Source organism: Bacterioplanoides sp. SCSIO 12839 (genome assembly GCF_024397975.1).
Classification (GTDB): Bacteria; Pseudomonadota; Gammaproteobacteria; order Pseudomonadales; family Oceanobacteraceae; genus Bacterioplanoides.
In genome coordinates, this window is record NZ_CP073745.1 from 780,002 (window position 1) to 796,930 (window position 16,929).

Annotated in this window: 16 protein-coding genes; 4 read left to right on the top strand and 12 right to left on the bottom strand. The window is 47.6% G+C overall.

The genetic code is table 11. The annotated features are described in order from the left end of the window. Positions 1-32: 32 nt before the first annotated feature. The 11 genes from KFF03_RS03685 to KFF03_RS03735 all read right to left on the bottom strand — a co-directional run bounded on the left by KFF03_RS03685 (position 33) and on the right by KFF03_RS03735 (position 11,010). On the bottom strand, positions 33-1,361 hold the full coding sequence (locus tag KFF03_RS03685; RefSeq protein ID WP_255858969.1) for a cyclopropane-fatty-acyl-phospholipid synthase family protein: 1,329 nt from the start codon (positions 1,359-1,361) through the stop codon (positions 33-35). Continuing rightward, positions 1,358-2,278, bottom strand: a complete 921-nt coding sequence (locus KFF03_RS03690; RefSeq protein ID WP_255858970.1) for a DUF1365 domain-containing protein — start codon at positions 2,276-2,278, stop codon at positions 1,358-1,360. The genes KFF03_RS03685 and KFF03_RS03690 overlap by 4 nt, the downstream gene beginning before the upstream one ends. Continuing rightward, positions 2,278-3,651, bottom strand: coding sequence for an NAD(P)/FAD-dependent oxidoreductase (locus KFF03_RS03695; RefSeq protein WP_255858971.1), 1,374 nt, complete (start codon positions 3,649-3,651; stop codon positions 2,278-2,280). Before KFF03_RS03695 ends, KFF03_RS03690 begins: the two co-directional genes overlap by 1 nt. 19 nt (positions 3,652-3,670) lie before the next feature. Then, positions 3,671-4,474 carry an SDR family oxidoreductase gene (locus tag KFF03_RS03700; protein ID WP_255858972.1) on the bottom strand — a complete coding sequence of 268 codons (804 nt, stop codon included), beginning with the start codon at positions 4,472-4,474 and terminating at the stop codon, positions 3,671-3,673. Continuing rightward, positions 4,471-4,932, bottom strand: coding sequence for a nuclear transport factor 2 family protein (locus KFF03_RS03705; protein ID WP_255858973.1), 462 nt, complete (start codon positions 4,930-4,932; stop codon positions 4,471-4,473). Before KFF03_RS03705 ends, KFF03_RS03700 begins: the two co-directional genes overlap by 4 nt. Then, positions 4,925-5,881: an acyl-CoA desaturase gene (locus tag KFF03_RS03710; protein WP_255858975.1), complete on the bottom strand. Its 957-nt coding sequence runs from the start codon at positions 5,879-5,881 to the stop codon at positions 4,925-4,927. The genes KFF03_RS03705 and KFF03_RS03710 overlap by 8 nt, the downstream gene beginning before the upstream one ends. Further along, positions 5,881-7,419, bottom strand: coding sequence for a deoxyribodipyrimidine photo-lyase (gene phrB, locus KFF03_RS03715; RefSeq protein ID WP_255858976.1), 1,539 nt, complete (start codon positions 7,417-7,419; stop codon positions 5,881-5,883). The genes KFF03_RS03710 and phrB overlap by 1 nt, the downstream gene beginning before the upstream one ends. After that, positions 7,416-8,312 (bottom strand): MerR family transcriptional regulator, encoded by an 897-nt coding sequence (locus tag KFF03_RS03720; protein WP_255858977.1) that lies wholly within the window; start codon positions 8,310-8,312, stop codon positions 7,416-7,418. The genes phrB and KFF03_RS03720 overlap by 4 nt, the downstream gene beginning before the upstream one ends. Beyond that, positions 8,302-9,315, bottom strand: coding sequence for a DUF523 and DUF1722 domain-containing protein (locus KFF03_RS03725; RefSeq protein WP_255858979.1), 1,014 nt, complete (start codon positions 9,313-9,315; stop codon positions 8,302-8,304). The genes KFF03_RS03720 and KFF03_RS03725 overlap by 11 nt, the downstream gene beginning before the upstream one ends. A 218-nt stretch (positions 9,316-9,533) precedes the next feature. Then, on the bottom strand, positions 9,534-10,028 hold the full coding sequence (locus tag KFF03_RS03730) for a sirohydrochlorin chelatase (RefSeq protein WP_255858980.1): 495 nt from the start codon (positions 10,026-10,028) through the stop codon (positions 9,534-9,536). Then, the gene (locus KFF03_RS03735; protein WP_255860826.1) at positions 9,988-11,010 is read right to left on the bottom strand and encodes an NAD(P)/FAD-dependent oxidoreductase; all 1,023 of its coding nucleotides are present in this window, start codon (positions 11,008-11,010) and stop codon (positions 9,988-9,990) included. Before KFF03_RS03735 ends, KFF03_RS03730 begins: the two co-directional genes overlap by 41 nt. 280 nt (positions 11,011-11,290) lie before the next feature. Here KFF03_RS03735 and KFF03_RS03740 point away from each other — a divergent pair, with 280 nt between their 5' ends. The 4 genes from KFF03_RS03740 (at position 11,291) to KFF03_RS03755 (ending at position 15,298) form a co-directional block, all read left to right on the top strand. Beyond that, positions 11,291-13,060, top strand: coding sequence for an acyl-CoA dehydrogenase C-terminal domain-containing protein (locus tag KFF03_RS03740; RefSeq protein WP_255858981.1), 1,770 nt, complete (start codon positions 11,291-11,293; stop codon positions 13,058-13,060). Positions 13,061-13,255: 195 nt separating this feature from the next. Beyond that, positions 13,256-14,170, top strand: coding sequence for a TIGR01777 family oxidoreductase (locus tag KFF03_RS03745; RefSeq protein ID WP_255858982.1), 915 nt, complete (start codon positions 13,256-13,258; stop codon positions 14,168-14,170). Between the two features lie 283 nt (positions 14,171-14,453). Continuing rightward, positions 14,454-14,783 carry a hypothetical protein gene (locus KFF03_RS03750; RefSeq protein WP_255858984.1) on the top strand — a complete coding sequence of 110 codons (330 nt, stop codon included), beginning with the start codon at positions 14,454-14,456 and terminating at the stop codon, positions 14,781-14,783. 179 nt (positions 14,784-14,962) lie between these two features. Continuing rightward, entirely contained in the window at positions 14,963-15,298 is a 336-nt protein-coding gene (locus KFF03_RS03755; protein WP_255858986.1) for a DUF6482 family protein, read from the top strand. 59 nt (positions 15,299-15,357) lie between these two features. Here the strand turns inward: KFF03_RS03755 and KFF03_RS03760 are convergent, their stop codons facing one another. After that, on the bottom strand, positions 15,358-16,920 hold the full coding sequence (locus KFF03_RS03760; RefSeq protein WP_255858988.1) for a cryptochrome/deoxyribodipyrimidine photo-lyase family protein: 1,563 nt from the start codon (positions 16,918-16,920) through the stop codon (positions 15,358-15,360). Positions 16,921-16,929 lie beyond the last annotated feature (9 nt).

The following is a 16,929-nucleotide window of genomic DNA, read 5'->3' on the forward strand; positions in this document are numbered from 1 at the left end:
GGCTCCTACTCGTCAACGATATTCAATAGCCTTTATTGTTTGAGCTGTCCCAGAACTGTGTCCCGGCGATTTAATGGCTTAGCGAACATCAGCTGTACATCTCCAATGACACGTTCGGCAAAGCCACCTTCACAATAAGCAAAGTAGAAATCCCATAAGCGAATAAAGGTATCGTCATAACCCAGCGCTTTAATCGCCTCCTGATTGTCCAGAAAGCGCTCACGCCATTTTGCCAGTGTCAGGGCATAGTGCGGGGTGATGTCTTCCATATGGGTCATTTTCATATCTGATGCCTGAGTCACCGCTCCCTGAATGGCGGTTACACAAGGAATAAAGCTGCCGGGGAAAATATAACGCTTAATAAAATCGACTTCGGTTTTGGCTTGTTCGTATCGTTGGTCGTCAATGGTAATGGCCTGAATTAATGCAACGCCATCGGCCTTTAATAAGCGACTACAGGCTTCAATGTAGGTGTTCAGAAATTGGTAACCCACGGCTTCAATCATTTCAATCGAAACCAGTTTGTCGAATTGCCCCTCTCGTTCGTCTGCCAGCAAACGGTAGTCTTGCTTTAACAGAGTAATTTTATCTTCCAGACCTTCTGCCCGAACTTTTTCCTGAGCCCAGGCGAACTGTTCTTCGGAGATGGTGGTGGTGGTTACTTTACAGCCGTAATGTTTGGCGGCATGAATGGCCATAGAACCCCAACCGGTGCCAATTTCCACCAAATGATCTTCTTCTTTCAGGTCGAGCTTCTGACAGATACGGTCCAGTTTATACACCGAGGCCTGTTCCATGGTGGCATCGGCCGTTGGAAAAATACCACTGGAGTACATCATAGTAGGGTCAAGGAATAACTCAAACATATCGTTACCCAAATCGTAATGGGCAGCGATATTGCGCTTGGAACCTTTTTCAGTATTTTTGTTCAGCTGGTGGAAAAACTGTAACGCCAGTTTACCCACATTGGCCCAACCACCATCAATCTGATCCACCACGTCTTTGTTTAATGCCAGTACCCGAATAACCATGGGTAAATCCGGACTGCTCCAGTCATGAGTCATATAAGCTTCACCAGCGCCAACACTGCCGTATAAAGCGATATTGCGATACGCCTCATAGTCATGAATGGTGATGCTGGCATGATGGCTTTGGGCTGAAGCAAAATTTGTTGAGTCTGTTTGTTCGGGCTGGCCAAAATGAAAACTCTGATCACCTTCAACAATCGTCAAACTGCCGGTATGGAGTTTTTCCAGTGTGTTAAATAATCCCTGGCGACACAGGCGGTCCAGCCAATGCATTTTTTTATTGTCTATTGACGATGACTTTAAAGATGACGGCTTTAAGGCTAATGGTTTCATAACACAGACTCCTTGTTATTAAGAGCAGAGTGGTCGGTTGCAGGATTGTTTTTTTGTTGAAAAGTCTCAACCGGATTATTTTCCGGATGATCATAAAAAGGTGAGCGTTTTATCCACAGCTTCAGGGCATTCCAATAAATGCCAGCGAATACTTTTAACGTCATCAGCGGGTATTGGTACAACACCTTGTTCATGGCTGAGCGGCTGAAGGGTTCGGCTGTGAGTTTCATGGTGGCATCAAATTCACGCTCGTATTGCTGGTTTTTATGAGCCAGGTTATCCATATGAATCAACAGCTCATCACCGGGTAATTGCATCACCCAGCGATATTGCATATCCATCGGATTAAACGGAGATACATGGAAACTCTTTTCAAAGCGATAACAAAACTTGGGTTGTTCTGATTCTTCACCGATTATTTTCTCAGCAGCAATAGCGCTATCTGAATAAGCCTGAGACGTCGCCAGTAAAGTATATTGAAAGCGTTCATCCCAGGGCGTATTGGTAATTTCTGCCAGTGTGCCCAGCCAATTATCGACTTCATCAAAACAGTAATAAAACGTGACTGGATTAATTAGATAACCAAAGTAGCGTAGGTTGGTTAACATTTTGATTTTACTGGCGCGTAACCCGGTATCTTTAAAAAATCGCTCAGTCACCGCCTGCTTTAAATCCGAAGCCGGCGAGGAGGATGACCCAGACTCAGCCTTAGAACCAGAACCAGCCTCTGAAAAATAATCACGACGACAAAATTGTGCTGGTGCCCATCGGCGTGTTGACCAAAAAGGTGAGCGCGAAAAAATATCGTCAATTTCATCCAGGTCCAGCAATACCATAAAGACCTGATACGTGAATGCGTTATTCACTTTGGTATAGCGACGATGGCGAACCCAGCCTTTATAGATCCGGCTGTTCATCAGGCCACCTGATTCCGGCCGGTGTCGCTATCAATAGCATCGACTGAGCGGTGATTTTTCAGGTTAATACCAAACGACTCACAGACTCGTAATGCACTGTTAACGCCATCTTCATGGAAACCATTTAACCAATATGCGCCACAAAAGTGTGTGTGGTGTTTATTATTAATTAATGCATGGTTTTGTTGGGCCTGCATGCCTTCCATGGTGAACACCGGGTGAGCGTAATGGAAGGTACGGATGATTTTAGCCGGATCAATATCTTCGGTTTTGTTCAGCGTGACGCAAAAATGTTCCGGGCTGTCATCAAAGTTCTGCAGGCGGTTCATATAATAAGTGACGGCAACTGTATCCCGTTGTTTGGCGCTGTCTGTTTCATCGAGGTGGTAGTTCCACGCCGCCCAGGCCGCTTGACGCTTCGGCAGGATTGATTCATCGGTGTGAAGCACCACTTCGTTCATTTGGTAAGGAATTGCACTCAGTATTTTGTGCTCATCGTCTGTGGTGTCTTGCAACATAGTCAGCGCCTGATCGCTGTGACAGGCAAAAATTACCTCGTCGAATTTTTGTTGCTGTTGTTGTGTTTGCTGTGGCTGGCTACTATCGCTTCCTGTCGTGATTACCACTCCACCTTTTTGGCGTGAAACCGTCGTGACCGGTGTATTCAGATGAACCTGATGTTCTGGCAACTGCGCCTGAATGGCTTCAACGTACGAGCGGGAACCACCACTGATCACCCGCCATTGCGGGCGGTCATCAACACTTAACATGCCGTGGTTGTTAAAAAAACGAACAAAGAAATACAGCGGGAATGACATCATCATATCTTCACTGGCTGACCAAACTGCGGCGCCCATAGGGATGATGTAATAACGACGAAAATAATCGCCGTAGCCTTTTCGGGTCAGGTAACTGCCGAGTGTCTCATTGCGGCTGATTTCATCACTGGCCAGCTCAGCACGGGTTTCTTTGTTGAATCGCAAAATATCGCGCAACATCAACCAGAACCTGGGGTTAAGCAGATTCCGTCGCTTGGCAAATAATGAATTAAAATCATGGCCGTTGTATTCCATGTCTTTAGCCGGGCTTTTAACGCTGAAGCTCATATCCGAATCTTCACTGGCAACCCCTAGCTGATCCATCAGCTCAATAAAATTGGGGTAAGTCCAGTCATTGAAAACAATAAATCCGGTATTAACCGGGTAGGTTTTACCCGCAACAGGAACATCGGTTGTTTGAGTATGGCCACCCAGATAGTCATTGGCCTCAAACAGGTGAATATCGTGACGATGATTCAACAGGTAGGCACAGGTCAGGCCAGAAATACCTGAACCGATAATGGCGATTTTTTTTCTTGGGTGTACGTCATTCATAATACTTACCTGTCATGGTTTATTGTCGGCTCATTGATTGGGTCAGGCGCATCCGTAATGACGCAGGCAAGGCTGCAATCAATTTCAGAATGCGTGTGAAGCGGCGTGGGAAATGAATTTCCCAATCACGTTTTTTAATGCCTTTGATGATCTCATCGGCGGCTTGTTCTGCGCTGATACGCATAGGCATATCAAAATCATTCTGATCGGTAAGCGGGGTTTTAACGAAACCAGGGCAAATGACCGAAACATCCATCTGTTCCGGAGCCAGGTCGATCTTCATGGCTTCAAGAAAATGATTGGTCGCTGCTTTGCTGGCACCATAAGCCTGTGCTCGGGTCAGTGGTAAATACGCAACACTGGAGCTCATCCCAACAATATAACTGCGCTGATTTAAATCAGACTGACTTTTGCGCAGTAAGGGTAAAGCGGCTTCAACACAGTTAGCCAAACCAATTAAATTGGTATGAATAACCCGCTCGAATAACTCGGCATCAAACTGCTGAACATCCACATATTCACAGGTTCCTGCGTTGGCGATCAGGGTATGCAAACCACCAAACTGCTGTTCAATCACGTTGGCAACTTTATGCAATTGGTCCCGGTCGGTGATATCTGCCGGAGCACAAACAATATTGTTACAGCCACTCAAACGGGCAACCTGTTGCAGTTTTTCCTGATTGCGAGCTGAGATGATCAGGGCTTTGCATTGCTCGGCTAATGGTTTAACCAGTGCTTCACCAATACCGGAAGATGCACCGGTTAACCAGATAACCTGTTGTGATAAATCCGGTTTTGTCGCCTGTTGTTTAAAAGAACTCATTGCATGCGCTCCTTTAATTTACGGATCGCCCAGCCCATCAGCGGAAGATGCTCGTATAACATCTGGCCACCATCAAAAAAGTCCTGATGCTGAATAATTTTGTCGTTATGCCAGATTAATTCGCTGCCACCATCGACCTGCACTGTCTTTCCTGAATTAATGCGTGGATGTTGGTAGCGCATTTGCCAACGAATAAAGGCACTGGTTTTGGTGTTTGTGTGATTGTTGGCATCCACTGAATCCAGCCAGCTGTGGCCAAATTCAAATTCAATATGCTCAACATTTTCGTACATATTGATAAAATAATGCGTTAGTGATTCCAGGCCATTAACCTGATGAAACGGATCCCGGAACTGGATTTTTTCATCGTAAACCGATGCCAGGATGTCATGACTAACCTGTCCGCGGTTGAGCTTGTGATATAACTCCTGAAAGGCATGTATTGAAGCCTTATTCATGATTGGCCTCCTGTTTGAAGTAAGGTGTTTTACCTTCTTCCAGAATGCGCGAAGGCACAGGATTCAGGCTATGAACAATGCCCACCCAGCTCATCATTTTCAGGACGTAATAGGTGATATCAATTTGCCACCAATAAAACCCCTGACGTGCCGATACCGCAAACCGATGATGATTATTGTGCCAGCCTTCACCCAGCGTCAGCACGGCAAGTAAAGCGTTGTTACGGCTTTCATCTTTGGTTTTAAAGCGTTTATTGCCCCAGATATGTCCCAGTGAGTTGATTGCCACGGTTGAATGAAATAACAACACGGTTGAGACAAAAAATCCCCACATCACCAATTGCATGCCGTTGGTATTCAGCGCTGGTTGATGGTGTGCCAGTAACTCGCCGGTTAAATACAGTAAGGCGACTAATAATACCGGGCCAAAAATGTCGTAACGATCAAGCCAGCGCAGTTCCGGAAATTTAGCAAAATCTTTAATCCGCTGATATTGGGTGCGGAAGCTGGCATCACAGGTAAACCAGCCAACATGGCTCCACCAAAAGCCGCGCAGCACGGGCGAGTGAAGGTCTTTATCGGTATCAGAATGTTGGTGGTGTGCACGATGATGTGCCGCCCACCACAGCGGCCCACGCTGGGCGGCCATGTTACCTAATAAGGCAAAAATAAATTGCCAGAAGCGATTGGTTTTATAGGAGCGATGCGAAAAATAACGATGATAAAAAGCCGTGATGGCGAACTGGCGTAACCAATACAAAGCAAAACACACCACAATCGCGGTGGTGCTGATATCCATAAACAGTGCACTGATCGCAACCAAGTGCAATGCAATAAAAGGAATAACCCGCACCCAGTTAAACTGGGTACTGGTCATGGCTTCGTCCTGGCCGATATCAGAATCAACCCAGCGCGCAATATTTTTCCAGACAGATGTTCCGGTTCCCATCAGATACTCTCATTGCTGACTGTGTCAGCGGCAGATGTTGAAAATAAATCGGTTTGAGTGGTGTTTAATTCAGATGCCTGTGTGTCAGGAGTTGGCTCACCCTTAAAGGCCGCCAGTGCACGTTCACGGCCAGATTTATGCTCCACAATGGCTTGCGGATAGCGGCAAAAACGACGCTTGGCGCTATCGGGTGCATGGCGTTGTTTTGGTTCCAGCGGCAACAGTTCAGGCACGTAACGCACAATAAAGTCACCTTGCGGATCAAACTTCTGCGATTGGCTGGTTGGATTAAAAATACGGAAATAAGGCGCACCATCTGCGCCGGTTGATGCACTCCATTGCCAACCGCCGTTATTTGAAGCCAGATCAAAGTCCACCAGATTTTCAGCAAACCAGGCTTCTCCCCAGCGCCAATCGATTAATAAATGTTTGGTTAAAAACATGGCGCTGATCATGCGCAGACGATTGTGCATCCAACCGGTGTGCTTTAGCTGGCGCATGGCGGCATCAACAATGGGATAGCCGGTATTGCCATCACACCATGCCTGAAAATCCTGTTGATCATAGCGCCAGGGCACTTGCTCGGTTTCTGGTTTAAAGGCTTTGTGTTTACACAAATCCGGATAGGCAACAATCAGATGGCGATAAAATTCACGCCAGATTAACTCATTGACCCAGCTGTCGAGGCCGGGTTTAGCGCCTGTTAGTTCACCGCCATTGTTTTGCCAGCAGGCATAAAAACATTGCCGGGGAGATAACAGCCCCAGTGCCAGTGCCATGGATAATTGGCTGGTGGCAGGCTGTGATGGAATATCCCGTAATTCGTGATAATCCTGAACTCGCTGTTCAAGAAAATCGTTTAATTGCTGATGGGCATGCTCCTGCGTTACCTGCCAGAGTGGGTCTTCGCTTGGCTCGAGGGTTACCAACGTCAGGGTCAGCTCAGGCACTATTATTTCAGGAACTGTTAGCTCAGAAGCTGGCCACATCATGTTGTGACGCTCTCGGGCTGCCGGTTGTGCCATGGGTGGTTGCTGGTACGTTGCCGCTTGTTTTTGCCAGGCACGTTTAAAGGGCGAATACACTTTAAACATGGTGTCGCTGGCGGTGAGTACCTGGCCAGGAGGAATCAGACACTGGTCATGATAGCTATGGATGGTAATTCCAAGTTGCTGGCACTGATGTGAAAATTCCGCATCTCTTTGTTGTTCATTCACTTCGTATTCGTGGTTAAAAAATACCTGGTCGACCTGCATCTCGCGGCACAAAATTTGTAACTGTGCGACGCTGTTGTCGAACGTTTGTGAATCAATAATCAGCAATGGGATATTCAGGCTACGCAACTCTTGCTGTAGCTCATACACGGCATTTTTCAGCAGCTGTATCTGACGTTTCCCCATACCGTGTTGTTGCCATTGTTGTTCGGTGAGGCAAAACACCGCGACCAGTTTTTCATCAGCGCTTGCCTGGCAGGCGCAAAACAGTGCTGGGTTATCACGTGTACGAAGGTCTTTGCGGAACCAGACTAACCGTGTCATGCGTTTTCTCCTGTGGTTTGATGCTGAATAAAAAAAGCCAGCTGGTCGGAGAAACGCTCAGGTAAATGCAGAATTTCACTGTTGTCACCGGCCTCATCACGACTGATACTGGAAAAAACAGGTAGCTGCTGGTGCAGGTAATTTAATTGCTGCAGCCATTGTTCCGCTTTACCGGATACGGATGGCGACAGGTCCGCCCATAACTGGCTACAACCCAGCAACTCAATTAAATCGCTCAGTTCAGTCGGCGAAATCGCCTGGCAATATACCTCTACCCGAAAAGCCGCAGCCCCCAAGGCATAAGCCATGGCGTACATGGCAATTTCATGTTGGTAATGGTTACTAACCAGCAATAGCACCGGCCCGGTGTTGTGCTTTTGTTGATGATGACTAAGACAAATTAATTTGCGTTTTAATTGCTGGCAGTACAACTGATACAGCAGAGGCTCTGATTGCAGAAAAGCCATAACAGGCTGCAGGCAACGTTCGTAATAAACGGCCATCGGGTAGTTGGCTAACCCTTCGGTAATAAAATGATCCAGCGGTTGTAGTTGCCCTTTTGAAAGATAGGCAATGTGCTGCTCACGAATACTTTGCCAGCCATCATCTTGTTCACTGGGGGGCTGGTCGTTTTGCAATAACAGTTTTACCTGACGAATCGGGTAACCCTGATCGAGCCAATAAAGGATGTTTTTAATTCGCTGAATATCAACTTCCCGATAAAAGCGATGACCTTTGTCGGTTCGTTGTGGCTGAATAATGCCATAACGTCGTTCCCAGGCACGCAGAGTCACGGGGTTAACGCCGGTCAGTCGGGCAAATTCACGAATAGGATAATGGCCAGAAAAATCGTCGACCTTATCCATCGCTGTATTATCGATATCAGATGTCATTACGCAGCCCCAGCTCGTAGGGGTAAGGGTTTAAATAAACTTGCTGCCAGGCGTACTGATTCACTTCCTGATGGTTTTTTAAATGATGCTTAAGCAGGGTTAACGGCACGATTAACGGCACAATGGCTTTGTGATACTGATGAATCACATCGGTTAATTCCTGCTTGTCATCCGTTGATAAACGGTTTTTCAGATAACCCTGCAGATGCATCAGGGTATTGGTGTGCATTTTACGGGAAGCCGGTTTTGCCAATGCCTGCATCAGCTCACTGAAATATTCCTGGCCGATCTGGCGAATATCTTTGCCGGATAAATCGGCTAACAAACGGCCCAGCGATTTGTAATGCGATTGGCTGTGAGCCATCACCAGGTATTTGTAGCGGGCATGAAATTCGATCAGATCTTTGGCGCTGTACGGCTGAGCAGAAAACTGTTGCCAGTCGCTGTAAGTGAATACCCGCACCAGAAAATTTTCACGCAGCCCCGGATCGTTCAGACGACCTGCTTCTTCAACGGGTAATAACGGCTGTTGTTTGCAGAACTCATCGGCGTACAAGCCGCGGGTAGAACCCTCTGGCATCCCATTGCTGAGATAACGTTTGACCCCAAACAGACCACAGCTCGGACTCTTTTGCATGAAAATATAGCCGCACAGATTTTGTTGCTGTTGCCCCTGCATTCGGCCGTACTGACGGAGGTCATCACTCACATCCAGTGTTTCATCGCGTGTACCGCGGGCAAAAACTTCAGTGCTGTCGTCAACAACCCCTTTGTTATCGTCGCTGACCAGACGAATCGGCTGGCGAGGGGTGCCCATGCCAATCGCTACTTCCGGACACAGAGGTACGTAGTCAAAATAATCTGACAACACGTCGGTACAGAAACGTGAACGTTTGTGGCCGCCATCAAAACGAACTTCATGGCCCATCAGGCAGGCACTGATGCCAATCTGGATTTTTGGTTGGGATAATTCGCTGGCGTGTGAAGATGATAATGCCGTCATTTCTTGTACAACCTCTGGTATAACTTTGTACAAGATTTAATTTGCACTCAGAAGTTCTACAAGTCAAACACTTTTTGTATAAGTAATTATATTTTTGTATAGGCTTACTACCCGTAAGGATAATGAGGACTTTGTTGTTGGTGAGATTGCTTTGGAGGATTTGTCTGATGGCTTTGAATAGCCTGGCTGATGGCAGCCAGGCGTCGTGCGAGAAAGGGTCAGGACAATTTGCGGACAACCACCTGGCTGATAGCGCTGGCCATTTCTGGCTCAAGACCAATTGGTGGGTGAAGGGTTAGCTCAACCTGATGGCCTTGCTGCTGTAGCTGTTGCTGCAGCGCTTCCAGCATATTCGGTACGTCTTTACGCAGGTGACGACCAGCGGCAAAAAACAGTGGCAGGATATCCACGTGTTGATAACCCTGTTTAACCAGCTCAGTAATGGACTGCTCCATACTGGGCTCGGCCAGCTCCATGTAAGCCAGCTCAACTCGCTCACTGTCATGCAGCTCGCTGCGAATGTGTTCCAGCAACGTCTGAAACGGTGCCAGCCAGTTGGCATCACTGCTGCCATGGGCCAATAGAACGGAGGCCTTGTTCGCCATAGAAATCCCCTTGCGATCGTAGTTACAGACGTTGTAGTTACAGGCGTTGTAGTTACAGGCGTTGTAGTTACAGGCGTTGTTGAAGTAATTGAGACGCTTTCTGGCCACTTAGCCAGGCACCTTCGATTGCACCTTGTTCCAACCAGTCGCCACATACGGTCAGTGGCAGGTTTGCCGATTGCAGCGCGCCACAATGTAATGGTTGATCAACAATGGCGTATAACCAGCGGTGCAGCCAGATTTCACTGGTGACTTTTACTGGCTGGCGCATTACTTCAAAAAACGCATCCAGCATTTGTTGTTGTACCCACTCGCGAGGACTTTCGGCATGCTCACGTGTCCAGTGATGGTTTGCGTGTATCGTCCAAGTTTGTGGCGAACCGTCAGCCGGTTTGTCGCGCTCTGGTTTGTCCGAATTCTGAGCAATAAAATCGATAATCGGATGGTGCACAAAGGCCGCTTTGATGTCTTCTTCGCGGTTAGGCGACGTCAGTGGTTGATCAAATGCCAACAACAGTGTCCAGGCGGGCATCATGTCGACATCGCAACGTTGTGCCAGTTCTGGTGCCGGGTTTTGTAACAGAGGTTTCGCCTGTTGCGGTGGAGTATTGATTACCAGACCATCAAAACCGTCAAAGGTACGATTGTCATCCGCAGTAAGTGACCACTTACCCTGGTGATATTGGCAGTCAACAATCCGGGTTGAGGCAACAAACTCATCGGCAGCTTCCAGTAATTTGCGGCTCAATGCCGTCATACGGCTCACGCCAACAAAACGTTCAACGTCATCGGCGGAACGACGAATGCCATCGGCATCGATGACATGTGGTTGAAAATTCCAGTGTTTCACCCATCCGTCAAGCTCCCACTGACGCAACACTTTGCTGAACTCAGAATGATGGCTGCGCATGAACTGTGCCCCCATATCCCAGCTGGCATTACCCACCTTTTTGGTGGCCAGGCGGCCGCCAGAACCGCGACTTTTCTCAAAAACAGTGACCTGGTGGCCAGACTGTTTCAGAGACTGCAAAGCACTCAGCCCTGCCATGCCTGCGCCAATAATTGCAATGTGCGCCATGAAAACTCCTATGACTCTGTATTAATCAACTTCAAATTAATCAACTTCTTACGATTAGTTGTACAACTAATTCAATTGACGAGTGTTATTTTGCCATGTCGTTTGTTTGTGGGCCATGGTCAGATCGTCGTGATTATCGATGGAATGATTGTATCAGTATTTGCCTAATTAAATAAAATATGTATAACTTATGTATAGCTATGGGTGTTAGAGCATAGCGTAACGTCAACGACACATGATTGCTTAGTGACATTGATCACGAAGATAGAAAATTGACCACGAGGATAGAAAAATGACGTATCAGGCGCCACTGCGCGATATGCAATTCGTATTGTATGAAGTTTTGAAAGGGGACGAGATTCTGCCGTCTCTGCCGGGTTTTGAAGATGCGACTCGCGAGATCATGGATGCCATGCTGACGGAGGGTGCTAAGCTGGCTGAAAATGTCATGGCCCCTCTGAATACCTCGGGTGACCGTGAAGGCTGCCAATACGACCCTGAAACCAAAAGTGTGACGACACCAACGGGTTTTAAAGAGGCGTACAAGCAGTTTGCTGAAAACGGCTGGACAGCGTTGTCCTCACCGGTGGAATACGGTGGTCAGGGTCTGCCTCACACACTGAACACACTGGCAGAAGAGATGGTGTGTTCGGCTAACCTGTCATTAGGTATGTATCCGGGCCTGACTCATGGCGCTATTAATGCACTCACCAGTTACGGTTCGGATGAGCTGAAAAACAAGTTTCTGCCTCAGCTGATCAGCGGTGAGTGGACTGGCACTATGTGTCTGACCGAGCCTCACTGTGGTACCGACCTGGGTCTGATCCGTACCAAGGCTGAGCCTCAGGCTGACGGTTCTTACGCTATTTCCGGTACTAAGATCTGGATCACCGGCGGTGAGCATGACCTGGCGGATAACATTGTTCATCTGGTGCTGGCAAAACTGCCGGATGCACCGGGTGGCTCAAAAGGTATTTCGCTGTTCCTGGTGCCGAAGTTCCTGGATGACGGAAGTCGTAACCCGGCTTTCTGTGGTGGTCTGGAACACAAAATGGGTATTAAAGGTTCGGCTACCTGTGTGATGAACTTTGAAGAAGCTAAAGGCTGGCTCATCGGTGAACCACACAAAGGCTTACAGGCCATGTTCGTCATGATGAACAGCGCTCGCCTGATGGTTGGTTTACAGGGTTTAGGCGTGGCAGAAGCGGCTTATCAGACCTCGCTGGGGTTTGCTAAAGATCGTCGTCAAAGCCGTTCTTTGTCGGGTCCACAAGAACCGGATCAGGCGGCTGATTGCATCATTGTGCATCCGGATGTGCGTCGCATGCTGTTACGTCAGAAAGCCACCATTGAAGGCGGCCGTGCTCTGGCTTATTTCACGGCGATGCAGCTGGATATTTCCAACCACGGTGAAACACCAGAAGCACGTGAACACGCCGATGATATGGTTCAGTTATTAACCCCTGTGGTGAAAGCGTTCCTGACTGATGAAGGCTTCTTCTGTGCCAATGATGGCCTGCAGTTGATGGGTGGTAATGGTTTCACTCAGGACTGGCCGGTTGAGCAATATGTGCGTGATGCCCGTATCACCCGTATCTATGAAGGTACCAATGGTATTCAGGCGTTGGATCTGGTGGGTCGTAAACTGGGTATGGCAGGTGGCCGTCCACTGAAGCGTTTCTTTGCTATGTTAGAAAGCTACGCCAAAGAAAACGAAGATGCGCCGCATGTAGGTGAGCTGAAAGCGTCGATGGCTAAGCTGCAGAAAGCCACCATGTGGCTAATGCAAAACGGCATGGTCGACCGTGAACAGGCTGGTTCTGCGGCGACGCCATACTTGCGTTTGATGGCTTTAACGGCGTTAGCCTATTTCTGGAGCAAAATGGCTCTGGTGGCGCGTCAGCAGCTGGATGCTGGCAGTACCGAAACCGATTTCTATCAGGCAAAACTGCACAGTGCTGAGTTTTATATGGCGAAAATTCTGCCACAAACCAGCAGCCTGCTGACCGAAATCGAAGCCGGTAAAGACAGCCTGATGGCGATGACATTAGAACAGTTCTGATAAAAGCACAGTTCTGATTGATACGCAGCTCTACACGAGTTGCCGAACGCGACACACTTTTTCAACGGTGCGCAAAAAGCCACATCCCTGTGATCTTTGCGCACAGCAATCGTCCTGATTGCTACTCTGAAAAAATGTGTCGCGTTCTTTATACGACCGTTTCCATTCCCGTTTAAAAGATTGCAGGAGAAGCGCATGAGTAAACGCATATTAATCACCGGTGGCAGTGGTTTTATTGGCAGTCGTTTGATCGACGATTGGCTGAAAGCGGGTCATCAGGTTGTGGTGTTTACCCGTCGTCCTTCACGCGTGATTGAGCGTTTTAACGGTCATGTCCGTGCCGTCGACAGTCTCGCCCAGTTAAATGAATCATTTGACTGGCTGGTGAATCTTGCCGGGGAAGGCATTGCTGATAAGCGCTGGAGTGATGCACGCAAAGATATGTTGCGTCAGTCACGGGTTGATCTGACCCGCGATCTATTACAGTGGGCCAAGCGTTCGCAACAATCGTTTGAACTGGTGTTATCCGGTTCTGCGGTTGGCTATTACGGCAGTTTCACTCATGACGCCCAGCAGGGCAGTAGCCTGACGGAAAATAACGATCATGGTGAGGGTTTTGCCGCTCACTTATGTCGTGACTGGGAGACTATTGCTCAGGAGTTTTCGACACTGAGCCAGCGTTGTGTTTGGTTACGTACAGGCATTGTGTTGGGTCCTGGCGGCGGCATGCTGAAACGTTTGTGGCTTCCTTTCTCGTTTGGCCTTGGTGGTGTTATTGGTTCTGGGGAGCAGGTCTTGTCGTGGATTGATCTTGAGGACTACGCGCGGGCAATACAGCATATCTGTGAATCGGGCCTGCAGGGTGCGGTTAATATGACGGCGCCTAAGGCGGTGACTAACCGTGAATTTACCCGGGTATTGGCAGCTGAACTGAAACGACCCGCTCTGTTTCCTATGCACGAATGGGTAGCCAAAATGTTATTTGGCGAGATGTCTGAATTGTTGTTAGAAGGGCAGCGAGTGCAACCACAGCAGCTGTTAAAGAGCGGCTTTCAGTATAAATTTGTCAGTATTGAGCAATCTCTGAAACGAATTCATCATGAGTGGTAAGGTCTTTTGGCCTGATTAACATTTGTACAGATATACAGGGTTTGTAGTTGTGTAATGCCCTGTGTAGTTCTGTAATGCACAATAATTTGACACCTGTCTGGCCTGACAAATCCTTGTTTTCATACACTTTTTCCGACAAATAACCGCCACTTTTGACGGTTACAAAAAAGACTGTAGTTTTGTGTTAGCGCACATTGCGATGAAATCAGTAAGCAGCTAAACCTATAGATATCCAAGTGATTACCTCACTTTGTCACAGCAGATAGCAGGTTAGTTTTACATTATGAGCATCAGTCGCCAGACCTTAGAGCAGAACCTTTATGAATTTGATCAGGGATATCGCGTTACCTATGTGAACTTTTCACGGGCTAACGAGTTGACGGATGCACAACTGATTCTGACATTAGAACGCGGATGTGAGCGCAAAACCTTTGCTTTTTCACAACCACAATTCAGCGACGTGGATAAAAATCTGGTTGCAAGCCATGGTATTTATATCGCAGCGATTAAAAGTTCACCATTGTCGCCAAACCGTATTGAGGTGGGAGACTCTGAAGGAGGTTTTGCCTACTTCACCGCAAAAAATGTGAAAAACATTACACCAACGGCGTGACACCGTATGGATGATCATTTGTCAGGATGAGCGAATGATCCAATAGCAGCACCCTACGCTGTATCTGCTTTCACTTCAGTAACCTGAAGCAGCACCCCAAAAAGCGGCCATTATGGTCGCTTTTTTTACTCAAAAAATCTCGATTAGGTTAAAATAAAAACTCTTAAAAGGAGGCTTTTATGACCATCCGTATTCGTGATCTTAAAAAAGTAAAAACGATCGAAAAAGTCATCATTCATTCTCTGGATCTTTGCCTGTATCAGGCCTCGGTCATGATCGACGGAGAAGAACATTATGTCACCGATGATAAGGGAAAACTGTTACGCAGTTATAACGTATTGTCGTTTCAGGCGATGTTTGAAAAGTTTCCTGCACAGTCTTTTGTGATCAAACACCAAAGCGCTTACGACGAAATGGTCGGGCAACCGGTACGTGAATGCAGCAATGCCATTGAAGTGGCTTATGGCAATAACCAGCTGGCCGCTGAAAGTTCTACCTTACCCGTTGTACACTGATGGCTGATGGCTGATGGCTGATGGCTGATTGCTGGTGGCCACTTCTAAGTTAAAAACAATTAAAAAAGAGAAAGCTGCTGTGTATCCGTGGCTTTTTTGTTAGTCGTTCGCGATACTTTTCTGGTCGGCGTTCGTTTTCGCGACCCGTGTTTTTTACCAATTTTCTCAGCGTGTGAATAAAAGTCGCTTTGGCGTACGGTTTTAATCGCTTGTTTGGCTTGTCGGCTGGCTTGTGAAAAATCAACCGGAGGGATTGCATAGTCTTGTGACTGATATTGAGTTTTTAATGCGTCAGGCATTAACCAGGGCTGGTGAATCCAGCTATTGGGCACATATTTTAATTCCGGAATCCATTGGCGAATAAAATGCCCGTGTGGGTCTTGTTTCTGCGCCTGCAGGGTTGGGTTATACATACGGGGAATATTGATGCCGGTTGTGCCAGACTGCATTTGTACCTGTGGGTAATGAATGCCGGGCTCATAATCGACAAATAAACGCGCCAGTACAGGGGCGGTTGTCTGCCAGGGGAGCCACAGTGTATAGCTGGCAATCGACACTAACATGGCGCGCATGCGGAAATTGATCCAGCCGTGGTGCTGCAAATAACGCATGCAGGCATCCACCAGTGGCCAGCCAGTTTTTCCCTGCTGCCAGGCTGACAACCACTGCGGATGATAATTCTGCCGTATCTGATTGTAAGCCGGGTGTAGGTTTTGCCATTCCATCTCTGGCTCGTCTTCCAGCTTCTGAATAAAATGACAGTGCCACCATAAACGGCTTTCAAACGCTTTCAGGCTGTTATTCCAATGTGTTTTTTTATCCGGATGCTGGCGAAAATACTGCCGGGCTGCCATCAGAATCTGATACGTTTCTTTCATGCTGATACAGCCGTAAGCCAGATAGGGGCTCAGTCGCGAGCAGGCATTTTGTGCCGTGATTGGTGAGCTGATGGACGAACGATAAAACTCGCCGCGCTGCCTTAAAAAGCTGTTTAATATGGCGAATGCCTGCTGGCGTCCGCCGGGTTGTTTGCCCGGACAAGGGGTTTGGTCGTTAACCCGGTTTGAGAGTTGGGCTAAGTCATTGACATCGGTTACTGCTTCTACACCTGTCATACCTTGTAAATCGTGTGTTTGCCACGGCTGTTTTTGCCACTGAATAGTGGTCACGTCAGTTAAATCTGAGTGAATAAATTGTTGCCAGTTTTTTGCCCAATGGTCGCGGTTTGGGTTGGGGCGAAACACTCCGAATTGTGAGTATTCCTGCCAGTGAATCTGGTGTTGCTGACACCAGTGTTTCACCGCTATATCACGCTGAAACGTCCAATAATTACCGGTTTCTTCATGGCTGTGTAAACAGAAGCTGCCAAAACGTTGTTGTATCTGCGTTAAAAACGCCGCAACGTCACCCACTGCAATCACTAGTTGCTGTTGCAGCTGCTGATTTAAATCCTCTAATGATTCTTTAATAAACAGCCACTGACGCAAGCTGGTATCGGATTGTTGCCAGTATCCTGGTTCAAAACAATAAAAGGCAATCACAGGCCCTTGTTTGGCGGCTTGTGCTAACGCCTGATGATCTGCGGCGCGTAAATCACGCTTAAACCAAACCAGTTGCAACATCGCTGGAAC

Coding starts and splice junctions, on each gene's coding strand:
- KFF03_RS03700 (WP_255858972.1), bottom strand. CDS start 4,474: ATGAGTTCTTTTAAACAACAGGCGACAAAACCGGATTTATCACAACAG.
- KFF03_RS03695 (WP_255858971.1), bottom strand. CDS start 3,651: ATGAATGACGTACACCCAAGAAAAAAAATCGCCATTATCGGTTCAGGT.
- KFF03_RS03755 (WP_255858986.1), top strand. CDS start 14,963: ATGACCATCCGTATTCGTGATCTTAAAAAAGTAAAAACGATCGAAAAA.
- KFF03_RS03745 (WP_255858982.1), top strand. CDS start 13,256: ATGAGTAAACGCATATTAATCACCGGTGGCAGTGGTTTTATTGGCAGT.
- KFF03_RS03705 (WP_255858973.1), bottom strand. CDS start 4,932: ATGAATAAGGCTTCAATACATGCCTTTCAGGAGTTATATCACAAGCTC.
- KFF03_RS03690 (WP_255858970.1), bottom strand. CDS start 2,278: ATGAACAGCCGGATCTATAAAGGCTGGGTTCGCCATCGTCGCTATACC.
- KFF03_RS03725 (WP_255858979.1), bottom strand. CDS start 9,315: ATGACGGCATTATCATCTTCACACGCCAGCGAATTATCCCAACCAAAA.
- KFF03_RS03760 (WP_255858988.1), bottom strand. CDS start 16,920: ATGTTGCAACTGGTTTGGTTTAAGCGTGATTTACGCGCCGCAGATCAT.
- KFF03_RS03710 (WP_255858975.1), bottom strand. CDS start 5,881: ATGGGAACCGGAACATCTGTCTGGAAAAATATTGCGCGCTGGGTTGAT.
- KFF03_RS03720 (WP_255858977.1), bottom strand. CDS start 8,312: ATGACATCTGATATCGATAATACAGCGATGGATAAGGTCGACGATTTT.
- KFF03_RS03685 (WP_255858969.1), bottom strand. CDS start 1,361: ATGAAACCATTAGCCTTAAAGCCGTCATCTTTAAAGTCATCGTCAATA.
- KFF03_RS03750 (WP_255858984.1), top strand. CDS start 14,454: ATGAGCATCAGTCGCCAGACCTTAGAGCAGAACCTTTATGAATTTGAT.
- KFF03_RS03740 (WP_255858981.1), top strand. CDS start 11,291: ATGACGTATCAGGCGCCACTGCGCGATATGCAATTCGTATTGTATGAA.
- phrB (WP_255858976.1), bottom strand. CDS start 7,419: ATGACACGGTTAGTCTGGTTCCGCAAAGACCTTCGTACACGTGATAAC.